Origin of the sequence: Bacillus mycoides, from assembly GCF_001757995.1 — a bacterium.
GTDB lineage: Bacteria > Bacillota > Bacilli > Bacillales > Bacillaceae_G > Bacillus_A > Bacillus_A mycoides_B.
Map to the genome: position 1 here is coordinate 1 of NZ_LXLV01000067.1, position 14,784 is coordinate 14,784.

17 protein-coding genes are annotated in these 14,784 nt (G+C 36.6%); 4 read left to right on the top strand and 13 right to left on the bottom strand.

All coding sequences use genetic code 11. The annotated features are described in order from the left end of the window. The first annotated feature begins 11 nt into the window (after nt 1-11). The gene (locus BWGOE10_RS23320) at nt 12-155 is read left to right on the top strand and encodes an IS3 family transposase (protein ID WP_180237180.1); all 144 of its coding nucleotides are present in this window, start codon (nt 12-14) and stop codon (nt 153-155) included. Nucleotides 156-213: 58 nt separating this feature from the next. On the opposite strand, the gene BWGOE10_RS23325 is transcribed toward BWGOE10_RS23320, so the two are convergent. The 3 genes from BWGOE10_RS23325 to BWGOE10_RS23335 all read right to left on the bottom strand — a co-directional run bounded on the left by BWGOE10_RS23325 (nt 214) and on the right by BWGOE10_RS23335 (nt 2,182). Next, complete coding sequence (locus tag BWGOE10_RS23325; RefSeq protein ID WP_070145146.1) at nt 214-1,230, bottom strand: CamS family sex pheromone protein; 1,017 nt, start codon at nt 1,228-1,230, stop codon at nt 214-216. Between the two features lie 113 nt (nt 1,231-1,343). Then, nucleotides 1,344-1,670: a bacillithiol system redox-active protein YtxJ gene (ytxJ, locus tag BWGOE10_RS23330; protein ID WP_002145356.1), complete on the bottom strand. Its 327-nt coding sequence runs from the start codon at nt 1,668-1,670 to the stop codon at nt 1,344-1,346. A gap of 2 nt (nt 1,671-1,672) precedes the next feature. Further along, entirely contained in the window at nt 1,673-2,182 is a 510-nt protein-coding gene (locus tag BWGOE10_RS23335) for a DUF948 domain-containing protein (protein WP_001197724.1), read from the bottom strand. Nucleotides 2,183-2,369: 187 nt separating this feature from the next. Here BWGOE10_RS23335 and BWGOE10_RS23340 point away from each other — a divergent pair, with 187 nt between their 5' ends. Further along, a complete protein-coding gene (locus BWGOE10_RS23340; protein ID WP_070145147.1) occupies nt 2,370-3,485 on the top strand; it encodes an aminopeptidase in 1,116 nt (371 codons plus the stop codon). 39 nt (nt 3,486-3,524) lie between these two features. Here the strand turns inward: BWGOE10_RS23340 and BWGOE10_RS23345 are convergent, their stop codons facing one another. The 5 genes from BWGOE10_RS23345 to BWGOE10_RS23360 form a co-directional block, all read right to left on the bottom strand. After that, nucleotides 3,525-3,959 carry a hypothetical protein gene (locus tag BWGOE10_RS23345; RefSeq protein WP_070145148.1) on the bottom strand — a complete coding sequence of 145 codons (435 nt, stop codon included), beginning with the start codon at nt 3,957-3,959 and terminating at the stop codon, nt 3,525-3,527. A 12-nt stretch (nt 3,960-3,971) separates the two neighbouring features. Beyond that, complete coding sequence (locus BWGOE10_RS30510) at nt 3,972-4,154, bottom strand: hypothetical protein (protein WP_081338205.1); 183 nt, start codon at nt 4,152-4,154, stop codon at nt 3,972-3,974. After that, entirely contained in the window at nt 4,151-4,555 is a 405-nt protein-coding gene (locus tag BWGOE10_RS23350; protein ID WP_070145149.1) for a PH domain-containing protein, read from the bottom strand. Before BWGOE10_RS23350 ends, BWGOE10_RS30510 begins: the two co-directional genes overlap by 4 nt. 76 nt (nt 4,556-4,631) lie before the next feature. Continuing rightward, nucleotides 4,632-5,123, bottom strand: coding sequence for a GNAT family N-acetyltransferase (locus BWGOE10_RS23355; protein WP_070145150.1), 492 nt, complete (start codon nt 5,121-5,123; stop codon nt 4,632-4,634). Continuing rightward, a complete protein-coding gene (locus BWGOE10_RS23360) occupies nt 5,120-5,668 on the bottom strand; it encodes a GNAT family N-acetyltransferase (RefSeq protein WP_070145151.1) in 549 nt (182 codons plus the stop codon). The genes BWGOE10_RS23355 and BWGOE10_RS23360 overlap by 4 nt, the downstream gene beginning before the upstream one ends. 141 nt (nt 5,669-5,809) lie before the next feature. On the opposite strand from BWGOE10_RS23360, the gene BWGOE10_RS23365 reads away from it, so the two are divergent. Then, complete coding sequence (locus BWGOE10_RS23365; RefSeq protein WP_070145152.1) at nt 5,810-6,154, top strand: PadR family transcriptional regulator; 345 nt, start codon at nt 5,810-5,812, stop codon at nt 6,152-6,154. Continuing rightward, on the top strand, nt 6,151-6,813 hold the full coding sequence (locus BWGOE10_RS23370) for an HAAS signaling domain-containing protein (protein ID WP_070145153.1): 663 nt from the start codon (nt 6,151-6,153) through the stop codon (nt 6,811-6,813). The genes BWGOE10_RS23365 and BWGOE10_RS23370 overlap by 4 nt, the downstream gene beginning before the upstream one ends. A 53-nt stretch (nt 6,814-6,866) precedes the next feature. Here the strand turns inward: BWGOE10_RS23370 and murC are convergent, their stop codons facing one another. From murC to BWGOE10_RS23395, 5 genes are all read right to left on the bottom strand, one after another. Next, complete coding sequence (gene murC / locus BWGOE10_RS23375) at nt 6,867-8,177, bottom strand: UDP-N-acetylmuramate--L-alanine ligase (RefSeq protein ID WP_070145154.1); 1,311 nt, start codon at nt 8,175-8,177, stop codon at nt 6,867-6,869. Between the two features lie 251 nt (nt 8,178-8,428). Then, nucleotides 8,429-9,547, bottom strand: a complete 1,119-nt coding sequence (locus BWGOE10_RS23380) for a nicotinate phosphoribosyltransferase (protein ID WP_070145155.1) — start codon at nt 9,545-9,547, stop codon at nt 8,429-8,431. A 61-nt stretch (nt 9,548-9,608) separates the two neighbouring features. Further along, a complete protein-coding gene (locus tag BWGOE10_RS23385) occupies nt 9,609-13,265 on the bottom strand; it encodes a DNA translocase FtsK (protein WP_070168310.1) in 3,657 nt (1,218 codons plus the stop codon). Nucleotides 13,266-13,422: 157 nt separating this feature from the next. Further along, on the bottom strand, nt 13,423-14,379 hold the full coding sequence (locus BWGOE10_RS23390; RefSeq protein WP_070145157.1) for an N-acetylmuramoyl-L-alanine amidase: 957 nt from the start codon (nt 14,377-14,379) through the stop codon (nt 13,423-13,425). Nucleotides 14,380-14,420: 41 nt separating this feature from the next. After that, nucleotides 14,421-14,765 carry a thiamine transporter gene (locus BWGOE10_RS23395; protein ID WP_070145158.1) on the bottom strand — a complete coding sequence of 115 codons (345 nt, stop codon included), beginning with the start codon at nt 14,763-14,765 and terminating at the stop codon, nt 14,421-14,423. Between the last annotated feature and the right edge of the window lie 19 nt (nt 14,766-14,784).

A 14,784-nucleotide genomic window follows, 5' to 3' on the forward strand; every position in this document is an offset into this window, starting at 1 on the left:
TTAAATCTGAAATGTTTTATCTCAATTATTATCAAACAAAAGAAGAATTGATTCAAGCAATTGAAACATACATCTATCATTATAACTACAAACGATTCCAAAAACGACTCAATCATCGAGCTCCGATTGAATATCGAATCTCAATGGCTGCTTAGTCTTTTTTAAAAGCTGTCTACTTGACGGGGATAAGACCAAAAAACTGTCTTTTTTATTTTATAGGAAAGAAACAAACGGTTTATCGCTGTTCTTCTCTTTTATAATAACAGCCTCGATTTTACTCTCGGACTTTATCTGTAATTGAACTTTAGCATCTTTAGGGAATTGTTCTAACATACTTTGAACAGCTATTTGAGAGAGTGCCATTAATTCTGACTTACCATTATATTTAACGACAATATCCATCTTTAATTTATCCATCTTATTTTGCTTATAAGAAATCTTAGCATTAACAGGGATATAATCCCCTGGAGAAAATGCCTTCATTGCTTTAGAAAAATTCTTTAGCTTATCATTATCTTCTCCATGTGCCCCCTCAAATTCTTGAGTAGGATACGAATACGACTTTTCATCAATAGTATCCCAATTTCCAAGGTTAGTCTCATTCTTTTGAACAGTAGCGCTTGAAATATAAGTACCATTCTTTAAAGAACTTGTACTTTCTTGCTTGAATATAGCAAACGTAATTGGAGATTTGTTATATTTATCATTTTTATTAATAGCTTCTATAAGCCCCTTAGCGACTTCAGTACCTTTAGAAATAGCTTCCTCATTAGATACACTTGAAGACATAGATAAACCAATAACAACACCAGATAAGCTTAATTCATTTGAATTCTGTTTGCCGAAGTAGTCCTGTTCTATAATATTAGTCAAAACTGGTACTTCTTGTTTCGTAACTAATTCATCAATTGTTTTCTCTGGAATATATTGATTTAATTGTAATACGTAATTTTCTGTATCGAATTTTTTTGAAGCAATATCCATTAAACCATTTTCATATTCTGCTAAATCTAGTTTAGAATTAGTTTTAACATTAACTGTATTAATTACCTTTTGTTCTTTTAAAGGAATAACAGTTCTATAGTAATCCTTAGAAACAGCAGTTCTTGGAATCATACTTTTTTCTTTCGTATCTTTCTGTACAACTTCATCTTTCTTCTCAATAGTATTATTGCTGCAAGCCCCCAGTAATAAACTTAAGCTTGCGATGCATAACGCCATTTTCTTCATTGCTTAAAACCCACTTTCAAAAGTCAATTTACTTAGTTTTAATGTATCTCTAGTGTACCATTAAATATATTGCAACAAAATAAAAAAGAAGCAAGCCCTTCGCTTGCCTCCCCCTATTTTACATTCTCTTCTAAAGCTTCTTTTTTAATATTCCAATGCGATGTATGCCATACTACCATTCCATCTTTTATGTATAGCACTTGCGGAGATTCATGCTTAATGCTGTACTGCTCTGCAACATGGTTCGAAACATCTCTCGCATCTTGTACGTATAAGTAATATGCTGGCACTTCTCTTTCTTCACCGCAATACGCTTGAAACTCTGTATATGCACCGTGACTAATTGGGCATGTCGTACTATGTTTAAAAAGAACATAAGGCTCGTTCTTTTCTACTAACGCTTCAAGTTCTTCAATTGTTTCAATCTTCATCATACTCATCATTACTCACCTCTCATGCGAAGTCTAGAGCGCTTCTCTCTCTTTTCAGCCTTCTGCTCAGCTTTCTCAAGTTTACGCTCTTCTTTTTCAATCTTTTTCTCTTGTCTCGTAGCACGGTAATGATTGTATACTTCAATTGCTGCGCTGCTCCACTGTACAACTTGTGCTACTTTATCTGCATTATTTTCAATTTCGTCTGTAACAGACTCTGAAACATTGCGAAGCTTCGTATTTAAAGAGTGAATCGTCGTTCCGATTCCATCTACACCTTCTACTACTTTATTTAGCGACTGTGACTTCTGTTGAATATCATCAGCTAACGCATTTGTCTTATGTAATAATTGCTCCGTCTCTACGCTTATTCCTTGCATTTGCTTTTCTAGACCTTCTAACGTGCTTGCAACGTTTTCTAACGTCTTCTGAACCGATAACAACGTTCTGCATACATACACTACTAATACAGCGAAAGCAACCGCAATAATAGCCGCACTTACATATAAAAGAACTTGCATTTCATCACTTCCTTTATCTTTTTCATACTTTCTCTTATTATACAATCATTTTCCGTTTCGTTCTAATCCCTATCTTATCATTAGAATTTTCATACTTATTCGTTAACTGTAACATAAATCATTCAACAAATTCCACTAAGTAGGTTACAATAGGAGAGGATACATAATTAGTAGGGAGGCTTTACATATGAAAGATCCACGTATTGAAAAGTTAGCATACAATTTAATTAACTACTCTATCCGATTACAAAAAGGTGAGAAAGTATTAATTGAAAACTTTGGCTTACAAAAAGAACTTGTAACAGCACTTGTAAAAGAAGCATATGCAGCTGGTGGTTTCCCATTCGTTTCTTTAAAAGATCATCAAGTAGATCGCTCTTTATTAATGGGTGCTACTGAAGAACATTTCGAACAAATCGCTGCATATGAAGCTAGTGTAATGAAAGATATGGATGCTTACATTGGCCTTCGCTCTGGTGATAACATTAACGAACAAGCCGATGTTCCAAGTGAACGTATGAAAGTTCACGGCCAAACAGTTGGTAAAAAGGTTCATAGAGACATCCGTGTTCCGAAAACACGCTGGGTTGTTCTTCGCTACCCAAATGCTTCTATGGCACAGCTTGCTAAAATGAGCACAGAAGCTTTCGAAGACTTCTACTTCGAAGTATGTAACTTAGATTACGGTAAAATGGATAAGGCAATGGATAGCCTTGTTACATTAATGAATAAAACAGATAAGGTTCACTTAACTGGCCCTGGAACTGACTTAACATTCTCTATTAAAGACATTCCAGCTATTAAATGCTCAGGTCATTTAAACATTCCAGATGGTGAAGTATATTCTGCACCAGTTCGCGATTCTGTTAACGGTACAGTTTCTTATAACACACCATCACCTTACAACGGCTATACATTTGAAAATGTACAACTTAAATTTGAGAATGGCCAAATCGTTGACGCGACTGCAAACGATTCAGAGCGCATTAACAAAATCTTCGATACAGACGAAGGCGCACGCTACGTTGGTGAGTTCGCAATCGGCGTAAACCCATACATCTTACATCCAATGGGAGACATTCTATTCGATGAAAAAATCGATGGCAGCTTCCACTTCACACCTGGACAAGCTTATGACGATGCATGGAACGGCAACAACTCTAACATCCACTGGGATTTAGTATGCATTCAGCGCCCTGAATACGGCGGCGGTGAAATTTACTTCGACGACGTACTAATCCGTAAAGACGGACGCTTCGTTGTAACTGAATTAGAAGCTTTAAACCCAGAGAACTTAAAATAATATGAAAAGCGCTCGGAATTCTATCCGAGCGCTTTTTCATTAATACTCTAATAATTTTTTAGCCACATCTTCTGGTACTTTAAAACTCATTTTCTTATTGTTCATTTCAATCTCAACATAAGGGACATCTTTATATACTGTCATAGTACCAATTTCATGTAACTCTTTTTTATCTTTACTCGAATCTAATAATTTCGGTGTATCCTCTTGATACATTTTAAACGTTTTCCCTTGCGGAGTATCCATAGGAGCCGATTCCATTTCCCACTCATCCATTTTGATTGATTCAAACAACTTTGTGATTTCTTTCTTATCGGTAATTGTTTTTTTATCACTCGAATCAGTAAGCGATTCAATTTCAATTTTTTGTGCCTTTTCTAAGCTAACATCAGACTTCTCTTTCTTCGCACTACATCCTATTACTAGAATCGATACGGTTAGTAGCAACAAAAATAACGTACAGATTTTTTTCATTTCTAATCCCCCTTATACGGAACTACTTTCCTCGCTTTTTGTTTGCTGAAAATGAAAATAAAATAAAAGCGTCACTGCGATAGTACCTATTAATATTGGGACATATAAAGGCAGCTCCCATTTAATATATACTCTAGTGCAACCAACAAGCACAAACAAAATTTCCAAACAAAACAAAAGTTTTACATATTTCATTTCTTACCTACCATTTCTATTTTCACAAATGGATTTTCTTTCGCGATAAGCGCCAAAAATTCATCCGGATCTTGCGGCATCGCAATCATATGTACTTTATACGCATTCGTTGTAATCTCAAATGATTTTCCAACTTGACGAACAACTCTTATATCTTTTAATACAACGTCGTCATTTAAAATTCCGTATTTTAAAATACCATTTTCCACTTTATGTTTTTTAATGAACATTTCCCAAACGAGAGGGACATTTACAATAAAACATAATCCCATCCCAATTAGAGCTGAAGCCCAATCCCCTTTTCTTGTAAAGAACATAACTATTGGATATATCACCATAAAAGCTAACGTTATACTAACGAAAATTATTCCTAACTTACTTCTCTGAATTGGAAAGTTCATACCCACACCACCTAACCAAATTATACCATGTTTTCCATTTTAGTTCGTAAAAAAAGGCCATTTATAAATGACCTTTTTAAACAGTATACCTATAAAATTTCTTATCTACCTCTAGCACTGGAAAACTTTTTGGCAACTCTTCTATACTCGCGCTTTGAAAACCATTCTTTTCGTAGAAACGGTGTGCTGCTAGAAATTTAACTGTTGTTCCTAAATAAATGTCTTCCAAATTCTTTTCCTTCGCCCAAGAAATTGCTGTTTGAAGTAGCATACTTGATGCGCCCCATCCTTTTCCGCGGAACTCTTTCTTCACGAACATTTTTCTTAGCGCTACTTGATGCTTCCCAATATCTAATAAAGCTATCGTTCCAACCACTTTACCATCATAAGTTGATACCCAAAAGTTTCCATAATCTCTTTGATAGAACGTTTCTATTTCTAGTAAGTCCGGCTGCTCTTCTTTCGTAATTGGGACATTGTACTCTTTTTGCTGAATATGAACAATGAGATCTACTACTTCATCTTGGAACTTACTTTCATATGGAATAATACAAATCTTCTCGTTCATCGAATATCCTTCCATTCTGAAGCTAGTAAACTATATACAGCAATATCCTGAAAATGATCGTACACCCATTCTTCATCTCGTAAAATTCCATCTAACTTAAACCCTAAACGCTCTGGGATTGCGCGGCTTTTCGCATTTTCAACACCACAACGTATTTCAATTTTATTCAGCTTTAAATTATCAAATGCATAATGAAGCACAGTCTTCACACTTCGCGTCATAATACCTTTTCCGCCAGCATCTTCTGCAAGATAATATCCAAGACTCGTAGCTTTCTTACCCCAGCTCACCGGATGAATCCCCACCATCCCAACGAGCTTTCCTTTATAACGTATGCCAGCTTCAAACCCATCGCCCTCTGCAAATTTCTTTAACCACATCGGAAAAATCTCATTATACGCATCAGCTGATTTCGTCCCATCTACCCACGGAAGCCATCTTCTTAAATGATTACGGTTTTGATCTATTAATTCATATAGTCCCTCTTTATGATGTTTTTCTAATAGTTGTAATTCGATTTCATCATCTACTCGGAGTGTGAACATGTTTTTTAGCCCCCTTTTAGTTTTCTTATTATTCTAACACTTATAGATGCAAAATGTTAAATATTCACACTTTCTTTTTTTATATACGAATAACCACTATATATGATTGATATCTAGATATGAATCATATATAGTTAAAGCATGGAAAAAAATGATAATTTTATAATTCAATTACGTAAAGGTGTTTTTGATCTGGCTATTTTGTCTTTAATAAGCAAACAGCCTATGTATGGATATGAAATTACAAGTTCACTACAAGAAATCCCTGTATTTCATATTCCAAACGGTTCGATTTATCCTATTTTAAATCGAATTACAAAAAACAATTGGGCTATTTCCTATTGGGAAGAGTCCGGTGATGGCCCGAAAAGAAAATACTATCGGATTACAGATGAAGGGAGAGAAATATTGCATAATCGCTTAAATGATTATGACGCAGTTTATCACGCTCTAATGTTATTAGCTAAAGGAGAGGATAAAAAATGAACAAGGAACAATTCTTTTCAAATGAACTCATTGCTTCTTTCTTACATGATTTTCACAAAGGTTTAATGGAGTTACCTACGTCAACAAGAGAACAACATGTGCTAGAAATCAAATCCGATTTATATGAAAACGCATTAAGTAAAGAAAGTGACGAGATATCCTTAGCAATCATCTCACAACAAGTTATTGAAGAATTTCTTCCTCCAAAAGAATTAGCAAAGGAAATCGCAGCAGAATATACAGATGTTATTCATGATGCGAAACACTCTACAAATACATTTATTAAATACTATACAGGTCTATCAATTGCTCCGCTTGGTGCTTTATCAATACCTATCGCACTTGGTTTTATAAATATCTCAGCTAATTTACCATTTTTATTAGCTTTTATCGCAAGCAACATTTGGTTTATTTTTAGAGAAAATCACTGGAATACAGATCTATTAAAATTCTTTAAAACAATGATTTCCTTTAGCACTAGATTATTAATTGCACTTCCATTTGCTTTTTTTGCTATTCGACTCATGGCAACAAAGCAATTCGATATGTTTTCATTCTACTATTTAATTGGATATGTAATTTTCATTTCACTGTATATCGTTTTATTAAAACAACAATACAAAAAGAACAAACAATATCAACATATCAACGCTTTTTAAAATATATCGAACACAACAAAAAGACGCACAGCCATAGCTATGCGTCTTTCTTCTTACTTCTCTGCAACTTGAACTTCTTTTACGTAAGCTGCTTCGAATTTTTGGATGTCACCTGCGCCCATGAAAATAAGAACGCCGTTTTTATGTTTCTTTAATACCTCTGTTGTTGTATCTGTAATTAGCTCTGCGCCATCGATACGTTTTTGCAGATCTTCAATTGTTAATTCACCTTTGTTTTCACGTGCTGACCCGAAAATATCACATAAATATACTTGGTCAGCTTTACTTAGGCTTTCCGCGAACTCATCTAAAAATTTCTCTGTGCGTGAGAATGTATGTGGCTGGAATACAGCGACAACTTCACGCTCTGGATGTTTTTGACGAGCTGCTTCAATCGTTGCATTAATTTCTGTCGGATGGTGTGCATAGTCATCAATGATAACTTGCTCTCCCATCGGTTTTTCATTAAAGCGACGTTTAACACCTTCAAATGTTGTTAGTTGATGTTTAACCGCTTCTACATCAACATTTTCGTAATGGCAAAGCGCGATAACTGCTAATGCATTTAATACGCTGTGATCGCCGTATCCTGTAATTTTGAACGTGTCATAATACGTATTACGAACGAATACATCGAATATAGTACCATCAGTTCTCTTTTGAATGTTACGTGCTTGGAAATCATTATCTTCTCCAAATCCATAGAAAATAACAGGTACTTTCGCTTGAATTTTTTGAAGTTCATCATCATCACCACATGCAATAATGCCTTTTTTCACTTGCAATGCCATCTCTTGGAATGCACTGAATACATCATTGATGTCTGAAAAATAATCCGGATGATCGAAATCAATATTTGTCATAATTGCATAGTCTGGATAGTAAGACAAGAAATGACGACGATACTCACAAGCTTCAAATACAAAATACTTACTATTTTCTACCCCATGCCCAGTTCCATCTCCAATAAGGTAAGATGTTGGGTGTGCACCTTGCATTACATGGGCTAACAAACCAGTAGTTGATGTTTTTCCATGTGCACCCGTTACCGCAACACTTGTGTATTGGTTCATAAGGTCACCTAAGAAGTGATGGTAACGATGTACTGGGATATTTAATTCTTTTGCTGCTACGATTTCTTCATGCGTATCAGGAAATGCGTTTCCCGCGATAATCACTTGTCCTTCTTTAATATTATTTTTATCAAAAGGAAGGATGGAAATACCACGCTTTTCCAATGCTGTTTGTGTAAAGAAACGCTTTTCATAATCAGACCCTTGAACAGTATGCTTCATGTCATGAAGAATTTGTGCTAATGAACTCATTCCTGTTCCTTTAATTCCTACAAAATGGTAAACTGTCATCTTAAAGAACCTCCAACATTTCGAACTAATACAACGGCCTATCTATAAGACAGTATATGAATCTTTTCTTATTTTGGTAATCATCATACATTTCTGATGCAGTGAATTTCTTTTTATATTCACTTATCAGTGATAAACTCGTACGTACTTCTTTTATGTCCATAACACATTTATTATAGCAAAAAACAAGCCGCTATACTATGATAACAGAAAAACTGATAGGGTCAATCACCTATCAGTTTTTCTCGCTTTTACATATCTTCTTTTGTTTCTAATTGAACACGCTCTAGACGTGGATTTGGACGGTATTTACGACCAGCTTTCGCTTCTGGTTTTCCATTTAATTCTACGTTATCACCAGTAAAACCAATATTCATTTTTAATAAGCTACTTCCTACTCCGTATATATCGACAGGAACATTTTGAGCTTCAAATTCACGAATACGCTTCTCATCAAACCCACCAGTTACAACGATATCTACATGTTGGAACCCTTCCTCATCAAGAGCCTTACGAAGTGCAAATACAAGCGATGGATTTACACCACGCGGATCGAATGTTCCAAGTACTTCTGGGTGACGAATGAAGTATTGATCAATCATTGTACGAGACGTATCAACACGTACACCTTTTAATGTTGATCCAAATTCACGCGCTACGCGAAGTGCATCTGTAATGACATCATTGTTGTAATCAATTAGTACGACTAATTCATCTTCTGGGAATTTTTTATGATATGCCTTTGCTGCTTCAACAACATCACCATTAAACATTTGAATTAAAGCGTGAGGCATCGTCCCCATACCACTTCTGCCCCACCATTCATTCATTGCATGCGTCGCTTGTGCGCTCATACCTCCGATGTATGCCGCATAGCCGTCACCAGCTTGTTGAGTATAATGATCGTCACGATCTCCCATGAAAATAACCGGTTTTTCTTTATCTACACTACGTGCAGCTTGGACAACGTTATATACGTTTGTCGCAACTGATGTACGACGAGCTAAAATCCCATCAATTACACCTTCTAAAAAGCCGAAGTATTCATAAGGACCATGAATTGTTAAAACTGTTTCAAACGGACTAATATTATCGCCATCCTTTAAAGAATGAATTTCTAATTCCTCAGGATTTTTGGCAAATGTTTGTAGCAATGCGATTACCTCATCTGCTCCGCAAAGAACTGCATTTTCTTTTTGGAAAAACTGCATTGTTACAACACTTTTCGGGCGAAATTCTTCAATGATTTCTCTAGTTTTTAAAAAGTAAACGGCAGAGAACCAGCCTTCTCCAACACGTTCATCAAATTTAAATGTTTTATTCGTTAGTCGATTTATTTCACCTTTTAATTTTAATTCAATTTCTTTCATGTCGCTTTACTCCCTACTTTACTATCCAACATTTTCTCTTAGTATACAGCAAAACCGTTTACTATACATTCGTTTCCTGCATAGCGGCAAATTCATCCTCGGAAATAAGGACATCTCTCGGTTTCGTTCCTCTTGCTTCAGAAATAATCCCTTGCGATTCCATCTCTTCAATTAGACGTGCCGCGCGATTATAACCAATGCGGAATTTTCTCTGTACAGAAGATGTGGACGCTCCCCCTTGCTCTACAACAAATTGACATGCATCAAAAAACAGTTCATCTTCAGACTCACTCTGCTCTGATTTTGCTAATAAATCCTCTTGCTTAAATAAGTAATTTGGCTTCATTTGCTTTTTCACATGATCAACGGTTCTTTCAATCTCATCATCTGATACGTATACACCTTGTACACGAACTGGTTTAGATGTGCCGTTTCCTAAAAATAGCATATCACCACGGCCAAGTAATTTCTCCGCGCCCCCAATATCGATAATCGTACGCGAATCAACTTGAGATGATACTGTAAACGCAATACGCGTTGGAATGTTTGATTTAATTAAACCTGTAATAACGTCTACAGATGGACGCTGCGTTGCAACTAATAAGTGAATACCACAAGCACGAGCTTTTTGTGCAATACGACAAATCGCTTCCTCAACATCACCAGGAGCAACCATCATTAAGTCCGCTAACTCGTCAATGACGATTACAATATAAGGTAATGTCTCACCTGGGATTTCTCTCCCGCTTACAATCGTATTGTAACGAGTTAAATCACGAGCACCCGCATGAGCAAACAATTCATAACGACGTTCCATCTCTTCAACCGCCCACTTTAACGCAGCTGTAGCTGCTTTTACGTCAGTAATAACAGGTGCTACAAGATGTGGAACAGAATTATATGGTGCAAGCTCAACCATCTTCGGATCAATTAGTATCAACTTCACTTCATGCGGCTTCGCTTTATATAAAATACTCGTTAAAATTGCGTTAATGCACACACTTTTCCCTGAACCAGTTGCGCCTGCAATAAGTCCATGCGGCATTTTTCGAATATCCGTTACAATTGGATCGCCTGAAATATCAAGTCCAAGCGCAACTGTAAGCGGTGATTCACTCTTTGTAAATACAGGACTTCTTAAAATTTCACGAAGGAATACTGGCTTACTTTCCTTGTTCGGAACTTCAATTCCAATTGCACTCTTCCCCGGAATTGGCGCTTCAATTCGAATATCTTTCGCAGCTAAACTTAACTTAATATCATCACTTAAATTTGTAATTTTATTTACTTTCACACCTGGGTCTGGTTGTACTTCAAAACGAGTTACCGCCGGCCCTTGTGACACATTAATAACATGTGCTCCAACATGGAAATTATTAAATGTCGTATTTAATAATTCTTCCTGTTCTTCTAGCCACTCCGTATTATCTAATGCTGCCTGCTGTGGAATCGACAACAACGTTAATGACGGAAGTTCATATTTCGGTGGTGTTTGTAGTACGTTGCGCATATCGTTCTCTTTTTGATTTACAACATATGCTTTCTCTTGTACTTGTTCAGCCACCACTACTTGCTGCATCGGTTTTTCTTCCACTTGAGCTTCTACTACCACTTGCTGCATTGGTTTTTCTTCCACTTGAGCTTCTACTACCACTTGCTGCATTGGTTTTTCTTCCACTTTGGCTTCTACCGCTACTTGCTGCATCGGTTTTTCTTCCACTTTGGCTTCTACCGCTACTTGCTGCATTGGCTTTTCCGTTACTCGTTCACCAACAGTAGATTGCGTTACGTTCGTTCTTACCGCATGTCTTTCCATTAACTTCTTTCTGTCTTGTTTTAACATGACAACGTTAAATGGAACATGACGCTTTTTCTCACGTTTCGGCTCTTCTTTTTGTGCAGCAGGCTGTTCTTCAACAACTTGTTTCTTTTCTTCAGTTTCTTCAATTAAAACATTCGCAAAGCTTTGAACATCTTTCTTCGTTTGCTCATCTGCTTCTGAAACTGGTACGAATACTTCACTTTCTTCCATGAACTCAATTGTTTCTTGCTGAGAAATCACTGGTTGCTCTTCAACTGCTATATTTTCTAACGACTCTGTATTCATCGTTTCTTCAATTACTTCTTCTTGCGGAGTTTCCTCTAATGCGAATTCCGTAACTGATTCTATTTCCTTAGATCCCTCTAATTCTACAACTTCTCCTGCTTCCTTAGCTTCCTCTAACTCCGCAACTTCTTCTGCTTCCTCAGATTCTTCTAACTCCGCAACTTCTTCTGCTTCCTCAGATTCCTCTAACTCCGCAACTTCTTCTGCTTCCTCAGATTCTTCTAATTCCGCAACTTCTAATTCCACAACTTCTGCTTCCTTAGCTTCTTCTAATTCCACAACTTCTGCTTCCTTAACTTCTTCTAACTCCACAACTTCTGCTTCCTTAGCTTCTTCTAATTCCACAACTTCTGCTTCCTTAGCTTCTTCTAACTCCACAACTTCTGCTTCCTTAGCTTCTTCTAACTCCACAACTTCTGCTTCCTTAGCTTCTTCTAACTCCACAACTTCTGCTTCCTTAGCTTCTTCTAACTCCACAACTTCTGCTTCCTTAGCTTCTTCTAACTCCACAACTTCTTCTGCTTCCTCAGATCCTTCTAATTCCACAGCTCCTGCTTCTTCCTTAGCTTCTTCTTCAAAAGCATCTGGTATTTCTATAGTAATTGTTTCTTCAAGCTTTTCATCTGCTTTTACAATCACTACATCTTCTAAGGATTCTTCTTCGACTTGATTTGCTGCAACTTCAGCAACAGTTTCTTCTATTTCTATATTACATTCATTTTCTTCTGTTAATATCGAATACACATGCTCTACTTTAGAATCTATTGACTCTTCTTGTAAAGTTTCTTCGTTATCTTCTGTAGATGATAACACCACTACATCTTGCTCCTGCTTCAAGGCTTGTACAATTGAAGCCTCTTCTTCCACATGCTGTCCTACTGTTTTATGAAGCAAATCATCACTTAGGCTTTCTTCTAATGAAGGGGCTTGACGTTCAACTTCGTAACCGTTTTTCTCTAACCATGCATCCACAACCGATTTTTCTTCTACTTTATTACTTCGTTCGTTCACTCCGTTCTTAACAGATGAACTTCCTTGTAGAACTCCCGAAAAGTCAGATAATGTATATCCCTTTTTCTCTAACCATGCGTCAACAACAGCTTTTCCTTCAACAGATATTTCAAGATCTTCTCTTTCCTTTTCTTCCTCCTGCACAACCTTCGTTTCTACTGAAGGACGGTTATATCCATAAATCGGAGAAATCATTTCTGTTGGACGAAATGGTCTACGGTTACTTTCTTGTGACGGTACGAATGCTTTTTTTACGACAGGCTCTGGTTCCGGTTCATATTGCAATTCCGGTTCCTCATATGTAGGTGCTTCTGTTTCCACATACAGTCGTCTGTTTCTTTCCACCTTTATTCCTCTTTGAGTAGGCTGTTCTTCAAAGTTAGGCAGTTCTCTTACATCCTCCTCATCGAAGCCATTGTCTGGTATTAATGGAAAACGGCATTTCCCTGCATTCCGACTTGCCATTTGTGCTTCTCTTGCTTCAGTGTAGTGGTTTACACGAGGAATTTTCGGCTGACTTGCAATTTGCTTTGGTACTTCTTTATTTATCGCTGTTTTTTCTTCCTCTTTGTTAAACAGCTTTTTCATCCAATCTAACATGCTTACCACTCTTTCTACTAAATAGTAACAACCTTTATTGTATCAGCATTCGGCAAAAAGTGCAGGTAAAATTAAGCATATTAACTTTATCCATAATATTCTAATTTACGAGTGTTTTGTGTATAGAAAAAAGCAGCCTTCCATATAAGACTGCAGTTTAAGCTTTATTTTTCCGATATTCATCTACACTATCCGTCACACTTTGTAATAAAGAATTTACATACTGTGGGTCAGATAATTTTTTGTCTTCTTCTGGGTTTGACATAAATCCGAGTTCTAATAGTACTCCAGGTACTTTCGACCAATTAAATCCAGAAAGGTCATCTCGAAATTTAATTCCATTTACTTTCACCTGATGATTTCCCCTCATTTTGTTTACAATTGTTTGAGAGACTTGAAGACTTTCAGCATAGATTTCTTTCGTATATTGATTTCCTTCCGCTGGCGTCAATACAGCGAACCCACTTTGGTTTGGATTTTCAGAACCGTCCGCGTGAAGACGTAAAAATAAATTCGCCTTATGATCATTCGCGAATGTCGCTCGTTCCTTATTACTTATATCAACCTCATGTGACGTTCTCGTCATCAATACTTGTATACCTTTTGCTTCCAGTTTTTCTTTCAATATAAAAGCCATCTCTAATACAAGAACTGATTCCCTCTTTTTCGTTACAACTCCCGCTGTTCCGTCTGTTACTTTATATTTTTGCGTAGTTGCCCCTGGGCCAATTGGCTCTAGATTTAAATTCGCCTTTTGTTGATGCCCTGGATCAATTACAACGAGAAACTTCTCTTGTTTCTCATTACTCTCTACTTTTTTCTCATTATTTTGCGCTGGCTGCTCAGTTTGCTGCTCAGGTAGGACTGCTTCTTTCTTTTCTGTGGTCGGCACTTCCTCCTGCTTAGGCTCTGCTTGCTCAATCGTTTGAATAGCTTGCGGCTCTTCTTTCTTTACTTGCTCTTCCTGCTGCTTTTCTACCGGTGCGTCTTCTTTTTTATCGTTGTTTTTTTCTTGTACAGAAGATGTTGTTTCTTTTTTCTGTTGTTCTTGTGAACAACCTCCCATATATATTCCAATGACTGCAATGGCGCTCATTATTTTTATATACTTCATTTTTCTCTCCTATCACTTTGCACCGGACTCAAAGCACTTTCTTATAGTATTTTTATAATATCATCCATATTCCCGATATAAATCGGTTGCCACGTTTCCGTACCGCGCTCAGCTGTATAAACAGGGTAAGTATCTTCATCTACATTAACAAAAACAGGATCTCCCATATCCGTTTCATATCCGATAACAATCCATCCTTCTTGCCATTTTCCGCTTTCATTACTTATTAATGAATTTTTATGTTTATCATATCGGTAACCCATTTGCCCTTTTTCTAATTCACTTTCACTAAACACATATATTTCATAGGAACCTAACTCGATATCTTGCTGTTTTGAAGTTTCAATTCGTTTCAGAAGTTCTGCAATTTTTGGTTGTTGTTTCATACGTCTATCCCCTTCTTTT

Coding starts and splice junctions, on each gene's coding strand:
- BWGOE10_RS23340 (WP_070145147.1), top strand. CDS start 2,370: ATGAAAGATCCACGTATTGAAAAGTTAGCATACAATTTAATTAACTAC.
- BWGOE10_RS23370 (WP_070145153.1), top strand. CDS start 6,151: ATGAACAAGGAACAATTCTTTTCAAATGAACTCATTGCTTCTTTCTTA.
- BWGOE10_RS23365 (WP_070145152.1), top strand. CDS start 5,810: ATGGAAAAAAATGATAATTTTATAATTCAATTACGTAAAGGTGTTTTT.
- BWGOE10_RS23360 (WP_070145151.1), bottom strand. CDS start 5,668: ATGTTCACACTCCGAGTAGATGATGAAATCGAATTACAACTATTAGAA.
- BWGOE10_RS23335 (WP_001197724.1), bottom strand. CDS start 2,182: ATGCAAGTTCTTTTATATGTAAGTGCGGCTATTATTGCGGTTGCTTTC.
- BWGOE10_RS23355 (WP_070145150.1), bottom strand. CDS start 5,123: ATGAACGAGAAGATTTGTATTATTCCATATGAAAGTAAGTTCCAAGAT.
- BWGOE10_RS30510 (WP_081338205.1), bottom strand. CDS start 4,154: ATGAAATATGTAAAACTTTTGTTTTGTTTGGAAATTTTGTTTGTGCTT.
- BWGOE10_RS23320 (WP_180237180.1), top strand. CDS start 12: ATGTTTTATCTCAATTATTATCAAACAAAAGAAGAATTGATTCAAGCA.
- BWGOE10_RS23350 (WP_070145149.1), bottom strand. CDS start 4,555: ATGAACTTTCCAATTCAGAGAAGTAAGTTAGGAATAATTTTCGTTAGT.
- ytxJ (WP_002145356.1), bottom strand. CDS start 1,670: ATGAGTATGATGAAGATTGAAACAATTGAAGAACTTGAAGCGTTAGTA.
- BWGOE10_RS23385 (WP_070168310.1), bottom strand. CDS start 13,265: ATGTTAGATTGGATGAAAAAGCTGTTTAACAAAGAGGAAGAAAAAACA.
- BWGOE10_RS23325 (WP_070145146.1), bottom strand. CDS start 1,230: ATGAAGAAAATGGCGTTATGCATCGCAAGCTTAAGTTTATTACTGGGG.
- murC (WP_070145154.1), bottom strand. CDS start 8,177: ATGACAGTTTACCATTTTGTAGGAATTAAAGGAACAGGAATGAGTTCA.
- BWGOE10_RS23390 (WP_070145157.1), bottom strand. CDS start 14,379: ATGAAGTATATAAAAATAATGAGCGCCATTGCAGTCATTGGAATATAT.
- BWGOE10_RS23345 (WP_070145148.1), bottom strand. CDS start 3,959: ATGAAAAAAATCTGTACGTTATTTTTGTTGCTACTAACCGTATCGATT.
- BWGOE10_RS23380 (WP_070145155.1), bottom strand. CDS start 9,547: ATGAAAGAAATTGAATTAAAATTAAAAGGTGAAATAAATCGACTAACG.
- BWGOE10_RS23395 (WP_070145158.1), bottom strand. CDS start 14,765: ATGAAACAACAACCAAAAATTGCAGAACTTCTGAAACGAATTGAAACT.